The organism is Salinibacterium sp. 10G20-15 (assembly GCF_057365065.1).
Genome location: NZ_CP195118.1, coordinates 2367660 through 2388815 on the forward strand (window position 1 = coordinate 2367660; position 21156 = coordinate 2388815).

The following is a 21156-nucleotide window of genomic DNA, read 5'->3' on the forward strand; positions in this document are numbered from 1 at the left end:
TAGATGCGTTCCGGTACCCGGATTGGCGTTGACGTCGGCACGGTGCGAGTGGGAGTTGCCCGGAGCGACCCTCATGGGATGCTGGCAACGCCGGTAGAAACAGTGCAGCGCGCCAAGGCCAGCGTGAAGCGTGTGCTCAAGTTGGCTGTGGAGTACGACGCTGTGGAGATCGTGGTGGGCCTTCCCATCGCGCTCTCTGGGCGCGACACCGCATCCACGGGGGACGCGCGAGCGTTTGCGCAACAGTTGGCGGACCGTTCTGAGGTGTCCGTGCGCTTGGTCGACGAGCGGATGACCACGATGTCGGCACAGACGGCGCTGCGGACATCCGGTCGTACGACAAAGAACTCACGGTCGGTCGTCGATCAGGTTGCCGCCGTTATAATTTTGCAACATGCCCTCGACTTCGAGCGTTCGGCGGATCGACCGCCGGGAGAACTCGTAGAACCGACGCAAGGATCGTAAATCATGGCCGATGAACCGAGCTGGGACGACATCTTCAGCGATCAACCCGGTGCGGGCGCGCCGAAATCGGCTCGCGATGCTGCCGCCCATGGCACCGAGGGTTCACCTGAAGAATCCGCCGCCGCTTCGAACGCAGAACAGGTCACTCCAGCGGGTGCGAGGAATGCGGGTGAGGCCCCGGCAGCCCCGAGCAGCGGCCAGCCGATGACCCGGCGTGAGGCCCGCGCGGCTCAAGAAGCTCGCGAGGCTCACCAGAACCAGGCGTCACAGTTGCCGGCGGTGACTCAAGCCGCACGGGAAGCTGAATCGCTCGTCACTTTCGAAGAGCTGACGGCGGGCACGGATTCTGCTCGCGACGATCACGCGGCCGCGCCGGCGGCGGCTGCTGCTGGTGGCGGTCGTCGTCAGGATCCTCCGCGAAAGAAGCGTCGACTCGGCCTGATCATTGGCTTGCCGCTGCTCATCATTGCGCTAATCGGCGCTGGTGTTGCGGCATACGGCTGGGTCAACTATGAAGACAAGATCCGCGAAATTATGGGCTGGGAACTCGCCAACGACTTTGAGGGTTCGGGCAATGGAGAAGAAGTCATCGTTACGGTGAACTCCGGCGACATCGGCTCCGATATCGCTCGCAGTCTTAACGTTGCTGGTGTCACGATGTCGTTTGATGCTTTCTATGACCTTTTGCTCGAACAAGAGAGTGATCCTGCCTTCTTCCCTGGCAACTACGCGTTGCAGAAGGAGATGAGCGCGCAATCAGCACTCGATGCGTTGCTTGATCCAGAGAACAAGGTGACTGACCGGTTGCTGATTACCGAGGGCACCACTCTGCCGAACGCGCTTGAGATCATCTCTGAGACCACCGGGATTCCGTTGGCTGAGGTGCAAGCAGCTTCCGAAGACCTCGAGCACTTCGGCCTGCCCGCCGAAGCGATCAGCCTCGAAGGTTACCTCTTCCCGGCAACCTACGAACTTGACGGCGGTCAAGACCCGTATGCCGTGCTCGATCTGATGGTCAACACGATGTACGAGAAGTTGGATGCCGCCGGGGTGGCGGTAGAGGATCGCTACCGAATCCTTACGATGGCGGCGCTCGTGCAACGTGAGGCAGGCCCGAACACCGACGACTTCTACAAGATTTCGCGGGTGTTCTATAACCGTCTCGATCAGGACATGCTCCTGCAGTCGGATGCGACCGTCGCCTACGGAACAGGCAATCTGCACACGGTATGGACGACCGATGCCGAACGCGCCGACGCCAGCAACCCTTACAACACGTACGCGAACCCTGGACTTCCCGTAGGACCGATTGGCCTCCCGGGCGAACTGGCCATCGATGCCGCTATTAACCCCGCCGCGGGCGACTGGCTGTTCTTCGTGCCGATCAACCTCGCCACGGGCGAAACCGTGTTTACAACGAATGTTGACGACCACGAGGCTGCAGCTCAACGTCTGCGCGACTGGTGTGCCGAGAGTGACGAAAATGGAAGCTATTGCTAGACAGTTCTGAACAGGCCGAGACCTCATCCGCGCGTTCTCGGCTCGCTGTGTTGGGATCGCCCATCACTCATTCGCTGAGCCCAGTCATCCACCGTGCCGCGTATGCCACGCTTGGTTTTGACTGGGAATACGATGCCGTCGAGCTGTCGGGGGAGTCGTTGCCCGCTTTCATGGCCGCGCTCGACGGTCGCTGGCGTGGTCTTTCTCTCACGATGCCTCTCAAAAGGGACGTTGTGCCCTTGCTCGATTGGGCAGATCCGCTGGTCGAGCTCGTAGGCGGCGCCAATACCGTCGTCATGACCGATGAAGGCCTTCAGGGCTACAACACGGATGTCGAAGGCGCGATGCGCAGCTTTCTTGACGCTGGTCTCTCTGAGCTCGATAGCGTGTGGATTCTCGGCGCAGGCGCTACCGCTGCCTCACTTCTCGTCGCCGCGACTCGGATGGGTGCGACAACGGTGACGATCTTTGCGCGTACGCCTCAGAAGGCCGCCCCGCTGCAGCAGCTGGGTGAATCCCTCGGGGCGACAGTGGTGCTGCGGCAGTGGGCGGAAGCGGCGGAAGAAACCGAAGCTCCCACGATCATCATCACGACGGTTCCCGGCGGTGCGATGGATCTGAGTTTTTCAGAGAGCATCCGCACAACCGCGGCGCTGTTTGACGTGGCCTACGACCCGTGGCCGAGCGCGGTTGCGCAAAGCTGGTTCGACGTTGGCGGTACCGTGATCTCTGGCCACGATTTGCTGATCAATCAGGCGATCGCCCAGGTGCGTATCTTTGCGGCGGGCACAGCCGATGTTCCGCTGGATCGAGAAGCGGATGCTATCGATGCCATGCGCGCCGCTATCGAAGCACCTCACGGCCACGATCACTCGTAGTCACGCGCACAAGCCGCCTCCGCTGATGTGGGAGGATTGAAGAATGCTTCGATGGTTAACGGCCGGGGAATCGCACGGCCCCGAATTGGTTGCAATTCTTGAGGGGATGCCTGCGGGCGTTCCCATCTCTCCTGAACAAATTCAGGCTGATTTGGTGCGTCGCACTCTCGGCTACGGCCGCGGTGCCCGCATGAAGTTCGAGCAGGACGAGCTCACTCTCAGCGGCGGTATTCGCTTCGGACTCACGATGGGTAGCCCCGTCGCTCTGCGCATCGGCAATACCGAATGGCCGCGCTGGGTCGACGTCATGAGCCCTGTCCCGGTTGATCCGGAGACGCTGCCGAAGGGACGTGGTGCCGCGTTGACGCGCCCCCGTCCTGGTCATGCTGATCTCGTCGGCATGCAGAAGTACGACTTTGCCGAGTCTCGCAATGTCCTTGAACGCGCTAGTGCGCGCGAGACCGCTGCGCGCGTCGCACTCGGTGCTGTCGCCCGCGCGTTCCTCGAGGGGCTTGGTATCCGTCTGGTGAGCCACACGCTCTCCATCGGCACCGTGCGTTCGCCCGAAAGTAGTGCCCTGCCAGCGCCTGGCGACGTTGCGACGCTGGATGCTGATCCGCTGCGGTGTTTCGATCCTGAAACTTCCAAGCGCATGGTCGCAGAAGTCGATCTTGCTCACGAAGATGGCGACACTCTCGGCGGCGTCGTTGAGGTGCTTGCCTACGGTCTTCCTCCCGGGTTGGGCTCTTACACCCACTGGGATCGTCGTCTCGATGCTCAGCTTTCGGCGGCCCTCATGGGCATTCAAGCGATCAAGGGTGTCGAGGTCGGTGACGGCTTTGAGACCGCCGCACGCCGCGGTTCCGTGGCGCACGACGAACTCGTTCGCGACGATGACGGCATCTCTCGACTGAGCGACCGTGCTGGCGGTATCGAAGGTGGCATGACCACCGGTACCGTTCTGCGGGTTCGTGCGGCGATGAAGCCAATCTCTACGGTTCCGCGCGCTCTTCGCACCGTCGACGTCGCGACTGGAGAAGCGGCGGTTGCTCACCACCAGCGCTCCGACGTGTGTGCGGTTCCCGCCTCCGGTGTTGTGGCTGAAGCCATGGTCGCGCTGACGCTCGCCAACTCAGTTCTTGAGAAGTTCGGTGGCGACTCTCTCGGCGAGACCAAACGTAATCTTGACGCGTACGTCGCGGCCATCCCGGACTCGCTCAGCACCACTCAGGCGTCCCGTGCTGAATGACGGCGGCGCCCTCGTAGTGATCATTGGCGCCCCCGGATCGGGTAAAACCAAGGCAGGCAAAAAACTTGCCAAGATGTTGGATGCGCCGCTCATCGACACCGATAAGGTCGTCGTAGCCTCGCACGGCCCGATCCCGGAGCTTTTCGCTGAGTTCGGGGAAGAGTATTTCCGTGAACGGGAACGCGAAGCGGTGGCGAATGCCTTGCTTGAGCCCGCTGTCGTCACGCTGGGCGGGGGAGCTGTGCTCAACCTTGAGACCCGCGCCGACCTTGCATCGCATCGCGTCGTTCAACTTACGATGTCCAAGGCAGCCGCTCGGCTGCGCATCGCCGGTACAAAGCGTCCCCTCGCGAAGAACGCGGACGAATGGGAAAAGCTTGTCGAAGCGCGACGCCCGATCTACGACGAGCTTTCGTCGCTCACGATCGACACCTCACTGAAGCCAATGGAAAAAGTCGCGCGCGAAATCGCCGACTGGTTGGGAACCCAACAGCAATGACTGAAACCACGATCATCCCGGTCGCCGGCGCCAATCCCTACGACGTTCTCATCGGACGTGGCCTGTTGCCGCAGCTTTCGGAACAGCTCGGCCCGCGGGTAGCGAAGGTGCTCATCATTCACCCGCCGACGCTCGGTGCGCGCGCAAATGCACTGCGCGAGTCGCTCTCGGAGAAATACGAAGTCCTTCTGGCTGAGATTCCGGACGCCGAAGACGCCAAGCGCGTCGAAGTAGCCGCGTTTTGCTGGCAGATCATGGGCCAAACCGACTTCACTCGCACGGATGCCGTCATCGGTTTCGGAGGCGGAGCAGCGACCGATCTGGCCGGTTTCGTAGCCGCGACCTGGCTGCGGGGCGTGAAGCTCATTCAGTGCCCGACGAGCGTCGCAGGCATGGTTGACGCCGCCGTCGGAGGCAAGACAGGAATCAACACCGCTGAGGGCAAGAACCTCGTGGGTGCGTTCTATGCGCCAAGCGCAGTCGTCGCCGATCTCGATGTGCTCGAAGATCTCCCGCGCAACGAGATCTTGGCGGGGTTCGCCGAGATCGTTAAGTGCGGTTTCATCGGTGAGCCCGAGATCCTCGATCTGATCGAGGCTGATGTGGATGCTGTCACCGATCCTCACTCGGATTCCTTCCGTCGCGTCGTGGAGCTCTCGATCGGTCTCAAGGCTCGCGTCGTTGGAGAAGACTTCACAGAGACCGGTCTGCGCGAAACGCTCAACTACGGCCACACGCTGGGCCACGCCATCGAGCATGCCGAGCGCTACCGTTGGCGCCATGGCGCTGCGGTATCGGTGGGAATGGTTTTTGCCGCAGAACTCGCACACCTCGCTGGCTCGCTGAGCTCGGAGGTCGTTGACCGCCATCGCAGCATCCTGCAATCTCTGAGTCTTCCCATCGACTACCCGCTTGGCCGCTGGAACACGCTTCTCGCCACCATGCAGCGGGACAAGAAGGCCCGTGCTGGAATGATCCGCTTCGTGGTTCTCGATGCTGTAGGGCGCACCTCGATGCTCAACGGTCCTGACGAAGCAATGTTGTACTCGGCGTACCAAGAAGTCGGGGTCTAGCGGGCCTGCCTCGCTAGAGTGGAGCGGTGACTACAGTATTCGTGCTTAACGGGCCCAACCTTGGTCGGCTCGGCAGCAGAGAACCCGATGTGTACGGCGGGGGAACGCTCGTCGATCTTCAGGCTCAGCTTGAATCCCACGCCCAGACACTGCCCAACGCGGCATCCATCACTCTCGATTTTCGCCAGACAGACAGCGAAACCGAACTGATTTCGTGGCTGCACGAAGCGGTGGATGCTGGCGCGCCGGTCATCCTGAACCCCGCTGCTTTCACGCACTATTCGTACGCGCTGCGGGATGCGGCCGCTCAGGTCTCCAGCGCTGGATTGCCGCTGATCGAAGTTCACATTACGAACCCGCACACGAGAGAAGAGTTCCGCCATACGAGTGTGATCTCGGGTGTGGCTACTGGCGTGATCGCGGGCTTCGGCTTTGAGTCCTACGTTCTCGGGATCGACGCAGTTATGCGGCGACTCGGTTAGACTCGAACGTTGGATTTTTCACCGCGGTGTTATAGCCGTGCTTTTGATCGTTAACAGAAACGGATTTACGAATGGCCTCTACCGCTGACATCAAGAACGGCGTCGTTCTCAACATGGACGGTGGACTGTGGTCCGTTATCGAGTTCCAGCACGTCAAGCCGGGTAAGGGCGGAGCATTCGTTCGGACCAAGGTGAAGAACGTGCGTACGGGCAAGATCGTAGACCGCACCTTTAACGCGGGCGCGAAGATTGAGACTGAGACCGTCGACCGGTCCGACTTTCAGTACCTTTACAAGGACGGCGAGAACTTCGTGTTCATGAACACGAGTGACTATGACCAAATCACCTTGAGCGAGGCAGCTGTCGGCGATGCCGCCAACTTCATGCTGGAGAACCAGAACGTCACAATCGCGCTGCACAATCAGGAGCCACTGTACGTCGAGCTTCCGGCATCCGTAGTTTTGGAGATCACCTACACCGAGCCTGGACTGCAGGGCGACCGTTCGACCGGTGGCAGTAAGCCGGCAACGGTCGAGACCGGGTATCAGATTCAGGTACCGCTGTTCGTTGAGCAGGGCACCAAGGTTAAGGTCGACACCCGTGATGGCAGCTACCTCGGTCGAGTGAACGACTAAATGGGAGCTCGCACCAAGGCGCGTAAGCGCGCGCTTGACGTTATGTATGGCGCAGACGTTCGCGGCGAAAGCATCAATGCTGCTCTCGCCGCAGAATCGACGCGTGCGATGGGTGAACCCGCACGGGCCACTGCCTGGGCTTACGCGCAGGACATCGTCGTAGGTATCACTGAGCACGGCGAAGAAATCGATGAGCTCATCGAAACGTATTCGCAGGGCTGGCCGTTGAACCGGATGCCGGCAGTCGACCGTGCGCTGCTGCGCATCGGCCTGTGGGAGATCATGTTCAACGATGAGGTTCCTGCGGGAGTCGCTATTTCCGAAGCTGTCGAATCGGCCAAGGTTCATTCGACAGAGGATTCAGCTGGCTTCATCAATGGACTGCTTGGTCGCATCGCGGCCAGCTTCGAATAGGCATTCTTATGTGACGTAGCGTTACGCGATTGCGTGACGCTACGTTACGACCTCGGTAGCCATCGTGTGACCCGGGTCTTAGCGTTCAGGGATGAGTTCTTTTTCCCTCCGCGACAGCATCACTTCTGATGCCCTCTCGGTCAGCATCCGCGGCCTCGCTCGTAGTTTCGGCGAGCGCCGGGTGCTCAACGATGTCTCGCTTGAGATTGCTCAGGGCGAGATCGTTGCGCTCATTGGTCCCTCTGGCTGCGGCAAGTCGACTCTATTGCGGCACATCGGGGGCTTGGATACCCCAACCGCGGGTTCCATCACCATCGGTGACGCTCCTGTAACGGGGCTGGATGAGCGGTCAGCGATCGCGTTTCAAGAGCCTCGGTTGCTTCCTTGGCGGTCGCTTACGCGCAACGTTGAGGTTGGGTTGCCGCGCACTCGTCGTACGGCAAGTGACCGCGCGCGCGTGTCGCATCTTCTGGAGCTCGTCAAACTTTCTGAGTCTGCGCATTTGCGGCCTCGAGAGATCTCGGGTGGCATGGCTCAACGTGTCTCCCTCGCGCGCGCTCTGGCACGCCAGCCAGGGGCGCTTCTGCTTGATGAGCCGTTCGGCGCCTTGGATGCGCTGACGCGGCTCGCGATGCAAGATCTGCTTCTGGAACTCCACGCCGCAGAGCCCGCGACCATTGTGATCGTCACGCACGATGTCGACGAGGCGCTCTACCTCGCCGACCGCGTCATCCTCTTGGGTTCGAACCCCGCCGATTCCGCGGATGCTGTCTCTAGCGTGCGCGCGACCGTGACGGTCCCGGGGCATCGCCCCCGTGACCGGGGCAGCGCAGACCTTGCTGAATTGCGAGCTGAGCTGCTTGAGGGTCTCGGCGTCGCCACCCACCACCTCCCGGTGACGAGTAGCAGTTAGCTCCCTCGCCCGTTTTCACTGTTCTCCCCACACCCCTAAAGGAAATTATGTCTCGCCGTTCTCTTTCATCACTTCTCACCGCGGGCGCTGTAGCGCTCACCCTCGGACTCTCCGGTTGCGTAGCGGGCGAAGGCTCAGGTCTCGCCCCCGAAGCCACGGATAACGAGGGTGGCTGGAGCAGCGACACCCTTGCGGTCGACTTTGCGACCTACAACCCGCTCAGCTTGATCATTAAGGAAGAAGGGTGGCTGGAATCGACGCTCGGCGATGACGTTGAGGTGACATGGCTTCAGTCATCCGGTTCTGCCGCAGCAAACGACGCCTTGCGGGCGGGTGCTCTGGATGTCGGGTCTACAGCCGGTTCTGCCGCGTTGCTCGCGAGGGCCAACGGTTCGCCCATTAAGACCGTCGACGTGTACTCTCAGCCCAATTGGTCTGCCATCGTCGTCGCCGCAGACTCACCCATTCAGTCTGCCGAGGATCTGCGCGGCAAGAACATCGGCGCGAATGCCGGTACCGACCCCTACTTCTTCTTGCTTCAGACCCTTGAGGAGTTCGACATTGGGCTTGATGAGGTCACGATCACTCAATTGCAGCACGCGGACGGTAAGACGGCGTTGGAGTCGGGCGCCGTGGATGCGTGGGCTGGCCTTGATCCGCTCATGAGCGCATCCGTCGTGAATGCAGGGTCGCGCATCGTGTACGACAACCCCGACTTCAATAGCTATGGCTTCCTCAACGCCACGGAGAGCTTCCTGAAGAAGTCTCCCGATCTGGCTCAAGTAGTCGTCGACGCCTATGAGAAGGCGCGGCAGTGGGCTGCGGAGAACCCGGATGACGCTGCGGCGATCTTTGCGGATGTCGCCGGTATCGATCTCCCGATTGCTAACTCGGTACTGCTGGAGCGTACGAACTTGGCTATCGACCCCGCTCCGGGACAGAAGCAGCTCGACGTGCTCGGTGTGATTGGTCCGATTTTCGTTGACTCGGGAGCCGTTGCCGAGCAATCCCAGATCGACGATGCTCTTGAGACGCTGTTTGAAACGACGTACGTCGACAGTGCGGACCCCAGCCGTGTCGCTGAATAGCCCGTCAAGCCTGTTAGAGCGGCCTGTCGTTACTAAGGTCGAGGCCGCTCCGGCACCCGTGGAAACCAGTACACCGCGTCGTCGACGCTGGGGTCGCCCTCTTCTCCTGGGCGCGGTGCTTCCGCTGGCGCTGATCGCTCTCTGGCAACTCATCGCCACCTCGGGCCTTGTCGCCAGCTACCGGCTACCGACACCGCTCAGTGTGTGGGCAGCCGGTGTGGACCTCTACGAGCGTGGTGTTCTCTACCAACACGTTGCGATCTCCACCCAGCGGGTGCTCCTAGGATTCGTGATCGGGTCGGGCGTCGGCCTCGCGTTGGCATCCGTTGTGGGGCTTTCGGCTCGCGTGTCAGAGTTCTTTGCTCCCACGTTGGGTGCTCTGCGTGCGGTGCCCTCTCTGGCTTGGGTGCCCCTTCTCGGGCTCTACCTCGGCTACAACGAGGATTCCAAGGTTGCGCTGATCGCCATCGGCGCCTTCTTCCCGGTGTACACGACAGTGGCGTCAGCACTTCGCCATGTGGATGCCCATCTGGTCGAACTGGGCCGAAGCTACGGTTATTCGGGCCCCGCGCTGCTCGGACTGGTTCAGCTGCCGGCCGTTGTGCCGGCAGTGATCTCGTCGCTGCGGTTAGCGCTGGCACAGGCGTGGCTGTTTCTCGTGGCGGGGGAGTTGTTGGGCGCTTCGCTCGGCCTTGGCTTCTTGCTTGTCGATTCGCAGCAAAACGGACGCATTGACCGACTGTTCCTCACGATCATCCTGTTGGGTGTTCTGGGAAAACTAACCGATACCGCGGTTGGCGTGCTCGAACGTTTTCTGCTCAAACGCTGGGGCTCATAACTCTCGGTGCTGAAGTGTGAACTGTGCGGCGAGGTGCGCTAGAGTCGTCGAAACAGATTTCCTTTAAATTCCGTCCAGAGAGGCGGGGAAGGAGGTCAGAATGCCTGTGCGCACAGTGCTACAGCATGCTGATATCACCCGAGCATTGACTCGTATTTCACATGAGATTCTTGAGTCCAATCGCGGTTCAGACGATCTCGTTATTCTCGGTATTCCGACGCGCGGCGTCACGCTGGCCACCCGCATCTCGGCGATCATCCACTCGGTTGATTCTGCTGTGATCCCGGCAGGGGCGCTCGACGTCACGATGTATCGCGACGATCTCGCTCAGAACCCCACCCGCGCTACCGGCCCGACTGACATCCCCAGCGGGGGCATTGACGGCAAGACCGTCGTTCTCGTCGATGACGTGTTGTATTCGGGCCGCACGATTCGCGCTGCGTTGGATGCGCTCGGCGATCTCGGGCGCCCCCGCGCCGTGCGCCTCGCCGTGCTTGTTGACCGCGGGCACCGGGAGTTTCCGATTCGCGCCGACTTCGTGGGTAAGAATCTTCCGAGTTCGGCTGACGAACGTATCAACGTACGCCTCGAGGAAATCGATGGCCTAGACGAGGTGACCATCGGATGAGAAATCTCCTCACCACTCAGGGACTGTCTCGCGAGGAAGCGATTGCGATACTCGACGTTGCCGAAGACATGGCGAGCGTCTCGGAGCGCGAAGTCAAAAAGCTGCCCACCCTGCGCGGCAAGACGGTTATCAATCTCTTCTTCGAAGACTCCACGCGCACTCGCATTTCCTTCGAGGCTGCGGCCAAGCGCTTGAGCGCCGACGTCATCAACTTTGCCGCCAAAGGATCGAGCGTTTCTAAGGGCGAAAACCTCAAGGACACCGCGCAAACTTTGGCGGCGATGGGCGCAGACGCGGTAGTCGTACGTCACTGGGCATCCGGAGCACCGAAGACGCTGGCAGACAGCGGTTGGATTGACGCCGGAATCGTGAACGCCGGCGACGGCACGCACGAGCATCCGACCCAGGCTCTTCTCGACGCTTTCACCATTCGTCGCCGCCTGCACGGAACAGCGGCTCGAGGCAAAGGGCTAGACGGAGTGACCGTCACCATCGTCGGTGACATCGTTCACTCGCGAGTCGCGCGATCCAACGTCTGGCTGCTGACGACGCTCGGCGCTCACGTGACTCTCGTTGCCCCCGCCACCTTGCTTCCCGTGAACCTCAGCGGCTGGCCCGTTAAGGTCTCGTATGACCTTGACCACGCCATCGCGCAGGGGCCCGACGTCATCATGATGCTGCGCGTGCAGGCCGAGCGGATGGCCGCAGCATTCTTCCCCAATGCTCGCGAATATTCGCGACAGTGGGGACTCAACGACGAGCGACTGTGTGCCCTGCCAGCCAGTAGCATGGTTATGCACCCTGGGCCGATGAACCGCGGCCTCGAAATCTCGGCTGCCGCCGCAGATTCGCCACAATCAACAGTGCTTGAGCAAGTGGCGAATGGCGTCTCCGTGCGTATGTCGGTGCTGTATCACTTGCTGTCCGGAGCTGTGGAGCGGTGAGTGCGGGAATGCTGCCCGCCGCCCCTCAACGTGAACTAATCCAGAGAAGAGGACTCTCGTGAGTATCAGAATCGTCAACGCCACTCTGCCGAATGGCGAGCGCGGAGATTTCACGATCGATCGCGGCGTCTTCACGGATGCAACCTCTGCCGACCGCACGATCGACGCAGCCGGTCTGCAGGCACTTCCGGGGCTCGTTGACCTTCACACTCACTTGCGGGAGCCTGGCTTCGAGCAGAGCGAGACCGTTCTTTCGGGAACACGTGCTGCGGCCATGGGCGGTTTCACCGCTGTGTTCGCGATGGCCAACACGATGCCTGTTCAAGACACCGCCGGTGTTGTTGAGCAAGTGCAGTCGCTTGGCATTGACCACGGGTACGCCAGCGTGCGCCCAATCGGGGCGGTAACGGAGGGCCTCGAAGGTGTGAAGCTTTCTGAGATTGGCGCAATGGCTAACTCTCGCGCCACCGTGCGCGTCTTCTCAGATGACGGCAAATGTGTCCACAACGCCTTGCTGATGCGTCGGGCGCTCGAGTACGTCACAACCTTTGACGGCGTCGTTGCGCAGCACGCTCAAGAGCCCACGTTGACCCTCGATTCCCAGATGAACGAGGGTGCCGTCTCTAGTGAGCTGGGGCTCGCTGGCTGGCCCGCGGTCGCGGAAGAGTCGATTATCGCCCGCGACGTTTTGCTCGCCGAGCACGTGGGTGCCCGTCTTCACATCTGCCACCTTTCCACCGCCGGTTCTGTCGATGTGATTCGTTGGGCGAAGGCTCGTGGAATCGCCGTTACCGCAGAGGTGACGCCTCACCACTTGCTGCTCACCGAGGAACTCGTTCGCGGCTACGACGCCCGCTTCAAGGTGAACCCTCCGCTGCGTCGCGACGAAGATGTTCACGCTTTGCGTGCAGCCCTCGCCGACGGCACGATCGATATCGTCGCCACTGACCACGCACCGCATCCGCCCGAGGCTAAGGAATGCTCGTGGCCTGAGGCGGCATTCGGTATGGTCGGGCTTGAATCCGCGCTCAACGTTGTCCAGCAGGCTGTCGTCGACACCGGCCAGCTTAACTGGGCGGATGTCGCACGCGTGCTCTCGCAGAAGCCCGCGGAGATCGGTCGCCTCGACGGCTACGCCACTCCGTTCGCGCTGGGAGCCCCGGCCAACATCGTGCTGGTCGACCCGAGCGCTCGTTCCACATTCTCCGCGGAATCCCTTCGCGGCAAGAGCACGAACTCGCCCTACCTCGGGCGCGAACTGCCTGGTCGAGTCATGACCACCATCCATAACGGCTACGAAACCGTGCGGGATGGTGACGTCGTTGACGCTGCCGAAGTCGCTCAGCAAGCGCGGGCCGCCGAGAGCGAGGCCGCTCGTGGCTAAAGAAATCTCGATCGTCATCGTGCTCATCATCGTGGCTCTCGCTCTTACCGCGATGGTCGTCGGCTGGCGTGCGCGTAAGCGACGACAGTCCCACATCGCCGCGCCGCTCGCGCCGCCCGCTGATCTCGACGACACCGACCTCCGTTTCAGCGGCAAGTACGTTGCGACCACTGTGGCCGGAGATCAACTCAATCGCATCAACGTGCACGGCTTGGGTTTCCGGGCGAACTGCCTTCTCGAAGTGCACCCCGAAGGCATCGTGGTTTCGCGTGCTGGCTCGCCCGATTTCTGGCTCTCTCGCGCTGATGTGCGCGGCATTACCCGCGCAACCTGGACCATCGACCGTGTGGTCGAAAGCAACGGGCTGCAGGTGATCGAGTGGAATCTCGATGACACTGCAGTCGATAGTTATTTCCGAATGGATGACCCCGAGACGTGCGAACGCGCCCTCAATAGTGTCGTCGGCAACGAAAGGCAGTCCCAGTGACCTTTGAACCCGCAGTGCTCGTCCTTGAAGATGGCTCGCGCTATCTCGGTCAGGCCTATGGTGCCCGCGGCCAGAAGATCGGCGAAGTTGTCTTTGCGACCGGCATGACCGGGTACCAAGAGACCATTACCGATCCCAGCTACGCCGGACAGATCGTCGTCATGACGGCACCCCACATCGGCAACACCGGTGTGAACTCCGAAGACCCCGAATCCTCACGAATTTGGGTGTCGGGCTTTGTCGTTCGCGATGCCAGCCGTGTCGTGTCCAACTTCCGTGCGGAAGAGTCGCTGGATGCCCAGCTCGCCGAGCAGCGAATCATCGGTATCAGCGGCGTAGACACCCGCGCGATCACCCGTCGTTTGCGTGATGCCGGTTCAATGCGTGGCGGAATCTTCTCCGGTGAGGCCGCGAGCCTCAGCACCGAAGAGCAGCTCGCCTCCATCACCGCTGCGGCTGAGATGGCGGGCCAAAGCTTGTCTTCTGAAGTGTCAACGTCTGAGGCGTACGTCGTCGAGGCGCAAGGCGAGAGCATTGGCCGTCTCGCCGTTCTCGACCTCGGTGTGAAGACATCGACTCTCAACTACCTTGCGGAGCGGGGATTTGAGGTACACGTTCTTCCTCAAACCGTCACCTTCGACGACATGCTCGCGATCGAACCGGTCGCCGTCTTCTACTCGAACGGCCCGGGCGACCCCTCGGCATCCGATGGTCACGTTGCTCTGTTGACCGAGGTTCTCAAGAAGGGCCTCCCGTTCTTTGGAATCTGCTTCGGCAACCAGCTCTTGGGCCGTGCGCTCGGCTACGGCACCTACAAGCTGCCGTTTGGCCACCGCGGTATCAACCAGCCCGTTATAGACGTGCAGACCCTGCGCACGGAGATCACGGCGCACAACCACGGCTTCGCGGTCGACGCTCCGGTCGGCGAGATCAGTCAGTCACCGGCAGGATTCGGTCGCGTAGAAGTGAGCCACGTCAACCTCAACGACAACGTGGTCGAAGGACTTCGCGCCCTCGACATCCCCGCCTTCTCCGTTCAGTATCACCCCGAGGCGGCTTCAGGCCCCCACGATGCCAACTACCTCTTCGACAGGTTCCGCGACCTTGTTCTCGAGACCGCAAAGGACTCCAAGTAATGCCCAAGAGAGACGACATTTCATCGGTACTCGTTATCGGCTCCGGCCCGATCGTTATCGGTCAGGCAGCCGAGTTCGACTACTCCGGCACCCAGGCGTGCCGCGTGCTGCGTGAGGAGGGCATCCGTGTCATCCTCGTGAACTCGAACCCGGCCACGATCATGACCGACCCCGACTTCGCAGACGCCACCTACATTGAGCCGATCACGTGGGAAGTCATCGAGTCGATCATTGCTAAGGAACGTCCGGATGCGCTGCTTCCGACTCTTGGCGGCCAGACAGCTCTCAACGCGGCTATCGAGCTCGACGCTCACGGCATCCTTGAGAAGTACAACGTCGAGCTGATCGGCGCCAACCTCGAAGCCATCAACAAGGGGGAAGACCGCCAGATCTTCAAGCAGCTTGTTTTGGACTGTGGAGCGGATGTTGCCAAGTCACACATTGCTCATACAGTCGAAGAAGCTGTGGCGTTCGCTGAAGACCTCGGGTATCCGCTCGTGATCCGCCCCTCGTTCACGATGGGTGGCCTTGGCTCCGGATTCGCGTACTCGCGCGACGAGCTCGTGCGCATGGTTACCGATGGTCTGCACCAGAGCCCCACCACCGAGGTTCTGCTCGAAGAGAGCATCCTCGGGTGGAAAGAGTACGAACTCGAGCTCATGCGCGATACCTCGGACAACACGGTTGTTGTGTGTTCCATTGAAAACGTTGACCCGGTTGGGGTTCACACGGGGGATTCGATCACCGTTGCTCCGGCGCTCACCCTGACCGACCGTGAGTACCAGAATCTTCGCAACATTGGCATCGAAATCATCCGGGCTGTCGGGGTCGATACCGGTGGCTGCAATATCCAGTTCGCGATCGACCCGACTAATGGTCGCGTCATCGTCATTGAGATGAACCCGCGAGTGTCGCGTTCAAGTGCGCTGGCGTCGAAGGCAACGGGTTTCCCGATCGCGAAGATCGCAGCCAAGCTCGCGATCGGCTACCGCCTCGATGAGATTCCCAACGACATCACCAAGGTGACTCCGGCAAGCTTCGAGCCCACCCTCGACTATGTCGTCGTCAAGGTTCCTCGCTTCGCGTTCGAGAAGTTCCCCGCCGCCGACACCCGTCTGACGACGACGATGAAATCGGTCGGTGAAGCTATGGCTATCGGCCGTAACTACTCGACCGCCTTGCAGAAGGCACTCCGTTCGCTGGAGAAGCGCGATTCGAGCTTCCACTGGAACGGCGAAGTCGGCAATAAGGATGAACTGCTCACGCTGTCGTCGGTCGCCACCGATGGTCGCATCATCACGGTGCAGCAGGCTATGCGTGCCGGTGCCACCTCAGAAGAAGTCTTCGACGCCACCAAGATCGACCCCTGGTTCATCGACCAGATTGCGCTCATCAATGAAGTTGCGGCTGATGTCGCGGCGGCCCCTGAGCTGACGGCGGCGCTGCTGACCCACGCGAAGAACCACGGCTTCAGCGACGTTCAGATCGCTGATCTGCGCGGGCTGACTGAGGCTGAGGTGCGCGATGTGCGCTGGAACCTTGATGTGCGTCCCGTCTTCAAGACGGTCGACACGTGTGCTGGCGAGTTCCCGGCTCTGACGCCGTACCACTACTCGAGCTATGACTCCGAAACTGAGGTCGTTCCCAGCGACAAGAAGAAGGTCGTCATTCTTGGGTCAGGCCCGAACCGTATCGGTCAGGGCATCGAGTTCGACTACTCGTGTGTCCATGCTTCGTTCGCGCTGTCGGATGCCGGCTACGAGACGATCATGATCAACTGCAACCCGGAGACGGTTTCTACCGACTACGACACGAGCGATCGACTCTACTTCGAACCGCTCACGCTTGAGGATGTGCTGGAGATCATTCACGCCGAGAGTGGTCGTGGTGAGCTCATGGGCGTCATTGTGCAGCTCGGTGGCCAGACGGCGCTCGGGCTTGCTCAAGGATTGAAGGATGCCGGCATCCCCATTCTCGGCACGAGTCCCGAAGCTATCGATCTTGCCGAGGAACGTGGACTCTTCTCCGCGATTCTCGACAACGCTGGTCTGCTCGCTCCGAAGAACGGCACGGCAACCAACCAGTCCGAAGCGATCTCTATTGCGGAGAACATCGGCTACCCCGTGCTTGTGCGTCCTTCTCACGTTCTCGGTGGTCGCGGTATGGAAATCGTGTACGACTCCGAAGCGCTGGCTGACTACTTCGAACGCGTTCGTGACCTCGTGATCATTTCGGAAACGTCGCCGCTGTTGGTTGACCGTTTTCTGGATGACGCCATCGAGATTGATATTGACGCTCTCTATGACGGTTCAGAGCTTTACGTCGGCGGGATCATGGAACACATCGAAGAAGCGGGAATTCACTCCGGCGACTCGGCGTGCACCTTACCCTCCGTCACTCTCGGTCGCGACGTTCTCAACCGGGTTCGCGAAGCGACGCTCGCTATTGCTGAAGGCATCGGCGTTCGAGGTCTCCTCAATGTTCAGTTCGCCATCGGCCAGGGCATCCTCTACGTGCTCGAAGCCAACCCGCGCGCGAGCCGCACCGTTCCCTTCGTGTCGAAGGCTCTGGGCATTCCGCTCGCTAAGGCTGCCGCGCTCGTGATGGCGGGCTCAAGCATTCGTTCTCTCGTCGAGAGCGGTCTCTTGCCGGTGCTCGATGGTTCGCAGGTTCCATCGACTTCGCCGGTATCGGTCAAGGAAGCAGTGTTGCCGTTCAAGCGGTTCCGTACCGTTGAGGGCAACGTCGTCGACTCGGTTCTCGGCCCGGAGATGCGCTCTACCGGTGAAGTCATGGGCATTGACTCCAATTTCCCGAAGGCGTTCGCTAAGAGCCAGGAGGCTGCGTACGGCGGTCTTCCCGATGGGGGATCGGTGTTCGTCTCTGTCGCCGACCGCGACAAGCGCGCTGTCATCCTGCCGGTATTGCGGTTGAGCCAGCTCGGCTTCACGATCCTGGCTACTGAAGGCACCGCCGAGATCCTTGCCCGTAACGGTATCGAGGCTCACGTCGTGCGCAAGTACTTCATGGGTCAAGAGTTGGATGCGGCCGAGCCGTCGATCGTGGAACTCATCAACGACGGCAAGGTGGACGTTGTGATCAACACGCCGAGCGGTCGAAGCGCTCGGGCCGACGGCTACGAGATTCGCACCGCAACGGTTGCGGCGGACAAGCCGATCTTCACGACGATCGCGCAACTCGCCGCAGCAGTCGCGTCGTTCGAGGCGATCCGTGACGGCTTCGACGTTCGCTCGTTGCAGGACTACGCCCTCGACCGCGCCGCTGAGCTCGAGAAGGTAGCTAACAATGCCTAATTTCGCTTCGCGGCTGGCACAGACCTTCGACGAGTTCGGGGGAGTGTGCATGGGAATCGACCCCCATCCGTTTCTCCTCGAAAGCTGGGGTCTGTCCAACGACGCTCACGGCGTTCGCGAGTTCGCGCTGCGCGCTGTGGATGCCGCAGCCGGCAACGTAGGAATGATCAAACCCCAGGTGGCGTTCTTCGAGCGCTTCGGTTCCGCCGGCTACGCGATTCTCGAGGAGTCTTTCGCTCTGGCGCGCTCCGCCGGGCTGCTCGTTATCGCCGATGTGAAGCGCGGCGATTTGTCGTCGTCGGTCGATGCTTACGGCCAAGCGTGGCTCACTCCCGGCTCGCCGCTAGAAGCTGATGCGATGACCGCTGTGGCCTATCAGGGCGTTTCCGAGCTGTCGGGGCCTTTCGCATTGGCGCGGTCGGCGGGCAAGGGCATCTTTGTGCTTGCGGCGACGTCCAATGCCTCGGCTCGCAGCATGCAGACGGCCCGAATCGCTGAGGGGGAGCACAAGGGCGCTACCGTCGCGGCGAGTGTTGTTCGTGATGTGACCGCGCTGAACACCGAAAGCGGTTTGGGATCCTTTGGTGTGGTGATTGGCGCTACGGTGGCGGTCGCCGACTATGGCATCACGAGCGGTGAGCTCGTTGATGTGCCCATTCTGGCTCCCGGTTTCGGGGCTCAGGGTGCACAGGTTGAACAGGCTCGCGAACTGTACGGCGATGCAGTGTCGAACACGATCGTGACGGTATCTCGAAGCGTTCTTCACGAGGGCGCGAGTCAGATTCCGGCTGAACTTCGTTCGCTGCGTTCCCAACTTCGTGAGCAGGTGCGCTAATGGCGCCCCGTCCCGCACCTCCTGCGGTTGATCGTGCGGCTGCCTCGCGCGCGGCGATCGCGGCGCGACGCGCCCGGGCTGCAGTGAAGCGCGAAGTCGCCGAACGCGCGCGGACCGCTCTCAGCGTTGCGCGCACCGCTTGGGCTCAGCCCGACAGTGCTGAAGCCCGGCTTCTCGTTCGTGAACTGCTCATGAGCGTCCCTTCGCTCGGCCCGACCCGGGTCGAGTCGATCCTGGCCGACCTCGCAATTGCCGACCGTAAACGAGTGGGCGGGCTTGGCCCAAAACAACGGCAGCGATTAGCTGATTACCTTGCGGGTCGCCAAGGCCCGGAGCCGACGCGCCTTGTTGTGCTCGCCGGCCCTACCGCCGTGGGGAAGGGAACTGTTTCGAGTTACATTCGGGAGAATCATCCGGATGTTCTGCTCAGCGTTTCTGCGACCACTCGCAAGCCGCGCCCGGGCGAAGTCAACGGCGTTCACTACTACTTCGTGAGCGACGACGAGTTCGACTCGATGATCGCCAACAACGAGTTGCTGGAGTGGGCCGTCGTGCATAACTCGTACCGCTACGGTACGCCGCGCCCGCCCATCGATGCCGCGTTGGCCGAGGGCAAGCGCGTGCTGCTCGAGATTGACTTGCAGGGCGCCCGCTCAGTTCGTACGGTCATGCCCGAGGCGCTGTTGGTCTTCTTGCTGCCACCTACGTGGGAAGAATTGGTGCGCCGCCTCATCGGCCGTGGTACCGAAGAAGCCGCCGAACAGTCTCGCCGTTTGGAGACCGCGAAGGTCGAATTGGCGGCTCAAGACGAGTTCGATGTGAAGGTAGTAAACACAGAAGTAAGCCAAGCGGCTCAAGAAGTCGTAGAATTGATGGATGCGCCCGCTGGCGCGACCACTTCCGACTCCAAGGAGCACCCTTATGGCTGACAAGAACTCGGGCATCATTGATCCCCCCATCGACGAACTTCTGTCGAAGGTTGACTCCAAGTACCAGCTCGTTATCTTCGCTTCGAAGCGCGCTCGTCAGATCAACGACTACTACGCAGACCTTCACGAAGGCAGCCTCTTCGACAACGTGGGGCCTCTCGTAGACTCCACGATCGACGACAAGCCTCTTTCCGTTGCTCTCCACGAGATCAATGAAAACAAGCTCGAACTCAAGCGACTCAGCGGCGAATAGAACGTTTCTCGGTGACCGCGCTCAACGTTGTCGTCGGAATTTCTGGCGGAATAGCTGCTTATAAAGCAGTCTCTGTTGTGCGCGAGCTTGTGCTTGCTGGCCACGACGTTCATGTCGTGGCCACAAGCAACGCCCTCAAATTTGTGGGGCTACCCACTCTTGAGGCAATTAGCCGCAACCCGGTGCACACCGACCTCTACGAGGGGGTGGACGAGGTTCGGCACGTCTCCGTCGGCCAAGCCGCAGACGTCATCGTCGTCGCCCCGGCTACGGCCAATACGATCGCCAAGATCGCGACCGGCCAAGCCAATGATTTTCTGGGCAACACGATTCTTGCGAGCACAGCTCCTGTGCTTATCGCTCCGGCGATGCATACGGAGATGTGGCACAACGCTGCGACGGTGGCCAATGTTGAAACGCTGCGTTCTCGCGGCATCCGCATTATTGGCCCCGAATCGGGCCAGCTGACTGGTTCTGATAACGGACCGGGCCGGATGTCTGAGCCCAGCGACATTGTTGCCGCGGTTCTCGATGCGGTGGCCGTCACTCGCGACCTCGCTGGCCGCTCTGTGCTGGTCACGGCCGGGGGCACGCGGGAGCCTCTCGATCCAGTGCGCTTCATCGGTAATCGCTCGAGTGGTAAGCAGGGTGTCGCGTTGGCGATGGCTGCGGCGACCCGCGGTGCCGCTGTGACGCTGATTGCGGCGAACCTTGAGGTTCCGTTGCCGTCGGGAGTGCGCTGCGTGGAAGTAGGAACGACTCTCGAGTTGCAGACGGCGGTGACGGCTGAAGCGGCATCCGCCGACCTCGTCATTATGGCAGCGGCCGTCGCGGACTACCGCCCGGCCGAAACATCGCCATCGAAGATCAAGAAGCGCAACGATTCAAGCACGCTCGAGCTGCGGCTCGAAGAGAACCCAGACATTCTTCGCGGACTCTCTCGCGACCGTCCACGCGAACAAACGATTGTGGGCTTCGCCGCAGAGACCGAACGCGACGACGCTGCGCTGCTCGAACTAGGCCGCGGCAAGATCTCCCGCAAGGGCTGCGACTACTTGGTGATCAACCGTGTCGGCTGGACCGAGGGATTCGCCACAGACAGTAACACTGTCATCGTCATCGACGATGGCGGCGCTAGAGTGGGCGAGGCAAGCGGAAGCAAGTTGTCGGTGGCTCACCGCATTCTGGATCTTGTGTCCGCAGCCCGCTGAC

The 21156-nt window shown here is 61.1% G+C and carries 22 protein-coding genes; all 22 read left to right on the forward strand.

The genetic code is table 11. From position 1 onward, the window contains the following. The first annotated feature begins 3 nt into the window (after window positions 1-3). The 22 genes from ruvX (at window position 4) to coaBC (ending at window position 21155) form a co-directional block, all read left to right on the forward strand. Complete coding sequence (gene ruvX, locus ACR3YK_RS11465; RefSeq protein ID WP_486174989.1) at window positions 4-465, forward strand: Holliday junction resolvase RuvX; 462 nt, start codon at window positions 4-6, stop codon at window positions 463-465. Between the two features lie 3 nt (window positions 466-468). After that, window positions 469-1965, forward strand: coding sequence for an endolytic transglycosylase MltG (mltG, locus tag ACR3YK_RS11470; protein ID WP_486174990.1), 1497 nt, complete (start codon window positions 469-471; stop codon window positions 1963-1965). Next, window positions 1959-2843 carry a shikimate dehydrogenase gene (locus tag ACR3YK_RS11475; protein ID WP_486174991.1) on the forward strand — a complete coding sequence of 295 codons (885 nt, stop codon included), beginning with the start codon at window positions 1959-1961 and terminating at the stop codon, window positions 2841-2843. The genes mltG and ACR3YK_RS11475 overlap by 7 nt, the downstream gene beginning before the upstream one ends. Window positions 2844-2886: 43 nt before the next feature. After that, complete coding sequence (aroC, locus tag ACR3YK_RS11480; protein WP_486174992.1) at window positions 2887-4092, forward strand: chorismate synthase; 1206 nt, start codon at window positions 2887-2889, stop codon at window positions 4090-4092. Then, window positions 4082-4591: a shikimate kinase gene (locus tag ACR3YK_RS11485; RefSeq protein ID WP_486174993.1), complete on the forward strand. Its 510-nt coding sequence runs from the start codon at window positions 4082-4084 to the stop codon at window positions 4589-4591. Before aroC ends, ACR3YK_RS11485 begins: the two co-directional genes overlap by 11 nt. Beyond that, complete coding sequence (gene aroB / locus ACR3YK_RS11490) at window positions 4588-5664, forward strand: 3-dehydroquinate synthase (RefSeq protein ID WP_486174994.1); 1077 nt, start codon at window positions 4588-4590, stop codon at window positions 5662-5664. The genes ACR3YK_RS11485 and aroB overlap by 4 nt, the downstream gene beginning before the upstream one ends. A 26-nt stretch (window positions 5665-5690) precedes the next feature. Further along, the gene (locus ACR3YK_RS11495) at window positions 5691-6146 is read left to right on the forward strand and encodes a type II 3-dehydroquinate dehydratase (protein WP_486174995.1); all 456 of its coding nucleotides are present in this window, start codon (window positions 5691-5693) and stop codon (window positions 6144-6146) included. 71 nt (window positions 6147-6217) lie between these two features. After that, window positions 6218-6781: an elongation factor P gene (efp, locus tag ACR3YK_RS11500; protein WP_486174996.1), complete on the forward strand. Its 564-nt coding sequence runs from the start codon at window positions 6218-6220 to the stop codon at window positions 6779-6781. After that, window positions 6782-7195 (forward strand): transcription antitermination factor NusB, encoded by a 414-nt coding sequence (gene nusB / locus ACR3YK_RS11505; protein WP_100388927.1) that lies wholly within the window; start codon window positions 6782-6784, stop codon window positions 7193-7195. Between the two features lie 91 nt (window positions 7196-7286). Continuing rightward, window positions 7287-8108 carry an ABC transporter ATP-binding protein gene (locus ACR3YK_RS11510; protein WP_486174997.1) on the forward strand — a complete coding sequence of 274 codons (822 nt, stop codon included), beginning with the start codon at window positions 7287-7289 and terminating at the stop codon, window positions 8106-8108. 47 nt (window positions 8109-8155) lie between these two features. Further along, window positions 8156-9196, forward strand: a complete 1041-nt coding sequence (locus tag ACR3YK_RS11515) for an aliphatic sulfonate ABC transporter substrate-binding protein (RefSeq protein ID WP_486174998.1) — start codon at window positions 8156-8158, stop codon at window positions 9194-9196. Continuing rightward, entirely contained in the window at window positions 9183-10034 is an 852-nt protein-coding gene (locus ACR3YK_RS11520; protein WP_486174999.1) for an ABC transporter permease, read from the forward strand. The genes ACR3YK_RS11515 and ACR3YK_RS11520 overlap by 14 nt, the downstream gene beginning before the upstream one ends. A gap of 100 nt (window positions 10035-10134) precedes the next feature. Continuing rightward, complete coding sequence (gene pyrR, locus ACR3YK_RS11525; RefSeq protein ID WP_486175000.1) at window positions 10135-10662, forward strand: bifunctional pyr operon transcriptional regulator/uracil phosphoribosyltransferase PyrR; 528 nt, start codon at window positions 10135-10137, stop codon at window positions 10660-10662. After that, a complete protein-coding gene (locus tag ACR3YK_RS11530) occupies window positions 10659-11606 on the forward strand; it encodes an aspartate carbamoyltransferase catalytic subunit (RefSeq protein ID WP_486175001.1) in 948 nt (315 codons plus the stop codon). Before pyrR ends, ACR3YK_RS11530 begins: the two co-directional genes overlap by 4 nt. A gap of 58 nt (window positions 11607-11664) precedes the next feature. After that, complete coding sequence (locus ACR3YK_RS11535; RefSeq protein ID WP_486175002.1) at window positions 11665-12990, forward strand: dihydroorotase; 1326 nt, start codon at window positions 11665-11667, stop codon at window positions 12988-12990. After that, complete coding sequence (locus ACR3YK_RS11540; RefSeq protein ID WP_486175003.1) at window positions 12983-13477, forward strand: PH-like domain-containing protein; 495 nt, start codon at window positions 12983-12985, stop codon at window positions 13475-13477. Before ACR3YK_RS11535 ends, ACR3YK_RS11540 begins: the two co-directional genes overlap by 8 nt. Then, a complete protein-coding gene (gene carA / locus ACR3YK_RS11545) occupies window positions 13474-14613 on the forward strand; it encodes a glutamine-hydrolyzing carbamoyl-phosphate synthase small subunit (protein ID WP_486175004.1) in 1140 nt (379 codons plus the stop codon). The genes ACR3YK_RS11540 and carA overlap by 4 nt, the downstream gene beginning before the upstream one ends. Beyond that, complete coding sequence (gene carB, locus ACR3YK_RS11550; RefSeq protein WP_486175005.1) at window positions 14613-17927, forward strand: carbamoyl-phosphate synthase large subunit; 3315 nt, start codon at window positions 14613-14615, stop codon at window positions 17925-17927. Before carA ends, carB begins: the two co-directional genes overlap by 1 nt. After that, window positions 17920-18762, forward strand: coding sequence for an orotidine-5'-phosphate decarboxylase (pyrF, locus tag ACR3YK_RS11555; RefSeq protein ID WP_486175006.1), 843 nt, complete (start codon window positions 17920-17922; stop codon window positions 18760-18762). Before carB ends, pyrF begins: the two co-directional genes overlap by 8 nt. Then, window positions 18762-19691: a guanylate kinase gene (gmk, locus tag ACR3YK_RS11560; RefSeq protein WP_486175007.1), complete on the forward strand. Its 930-nt coding sequence runs from the start codon at window positions 18762-18764 to the stop codon at window positions 19689-19691. The genes pyrF and gmk overlap by 1 nt, the downstream gene beginning before the upstream one ends. Next, a complete protein-coding gene (rpoZ, locus tag ACR3YK_RS11565) occupies window positions 19684-19944 on the forward strand; it encodes a DNA-directed RNA polymerase subunit omega (RefSeq protein ID WP_100388939.1) in 261 nt (86 codons plus the stop codon). Before gmk ends, rpoZ begins: the two co-directional genes overlap by 8 nt. A gap of 11 nt (window positions 19945-19955) precedes the next feature. Beyond that, window positions 19956-21155, forward strand: a complete 1200-nt coding sequence (gene coaBC / locus ACR3YK_RS11570) for a bifunctional phosphopantothenoylcysteine decarboxylase/phosphopantothenate--cysteine ligase CoaBC (protein ID WP_486175008.1) — start codon at window positions 19956-19958, stop codon at window positions 21153-21155. The last annotated feature ends 1 nt before the right edge of the window (window position 21156 follow it).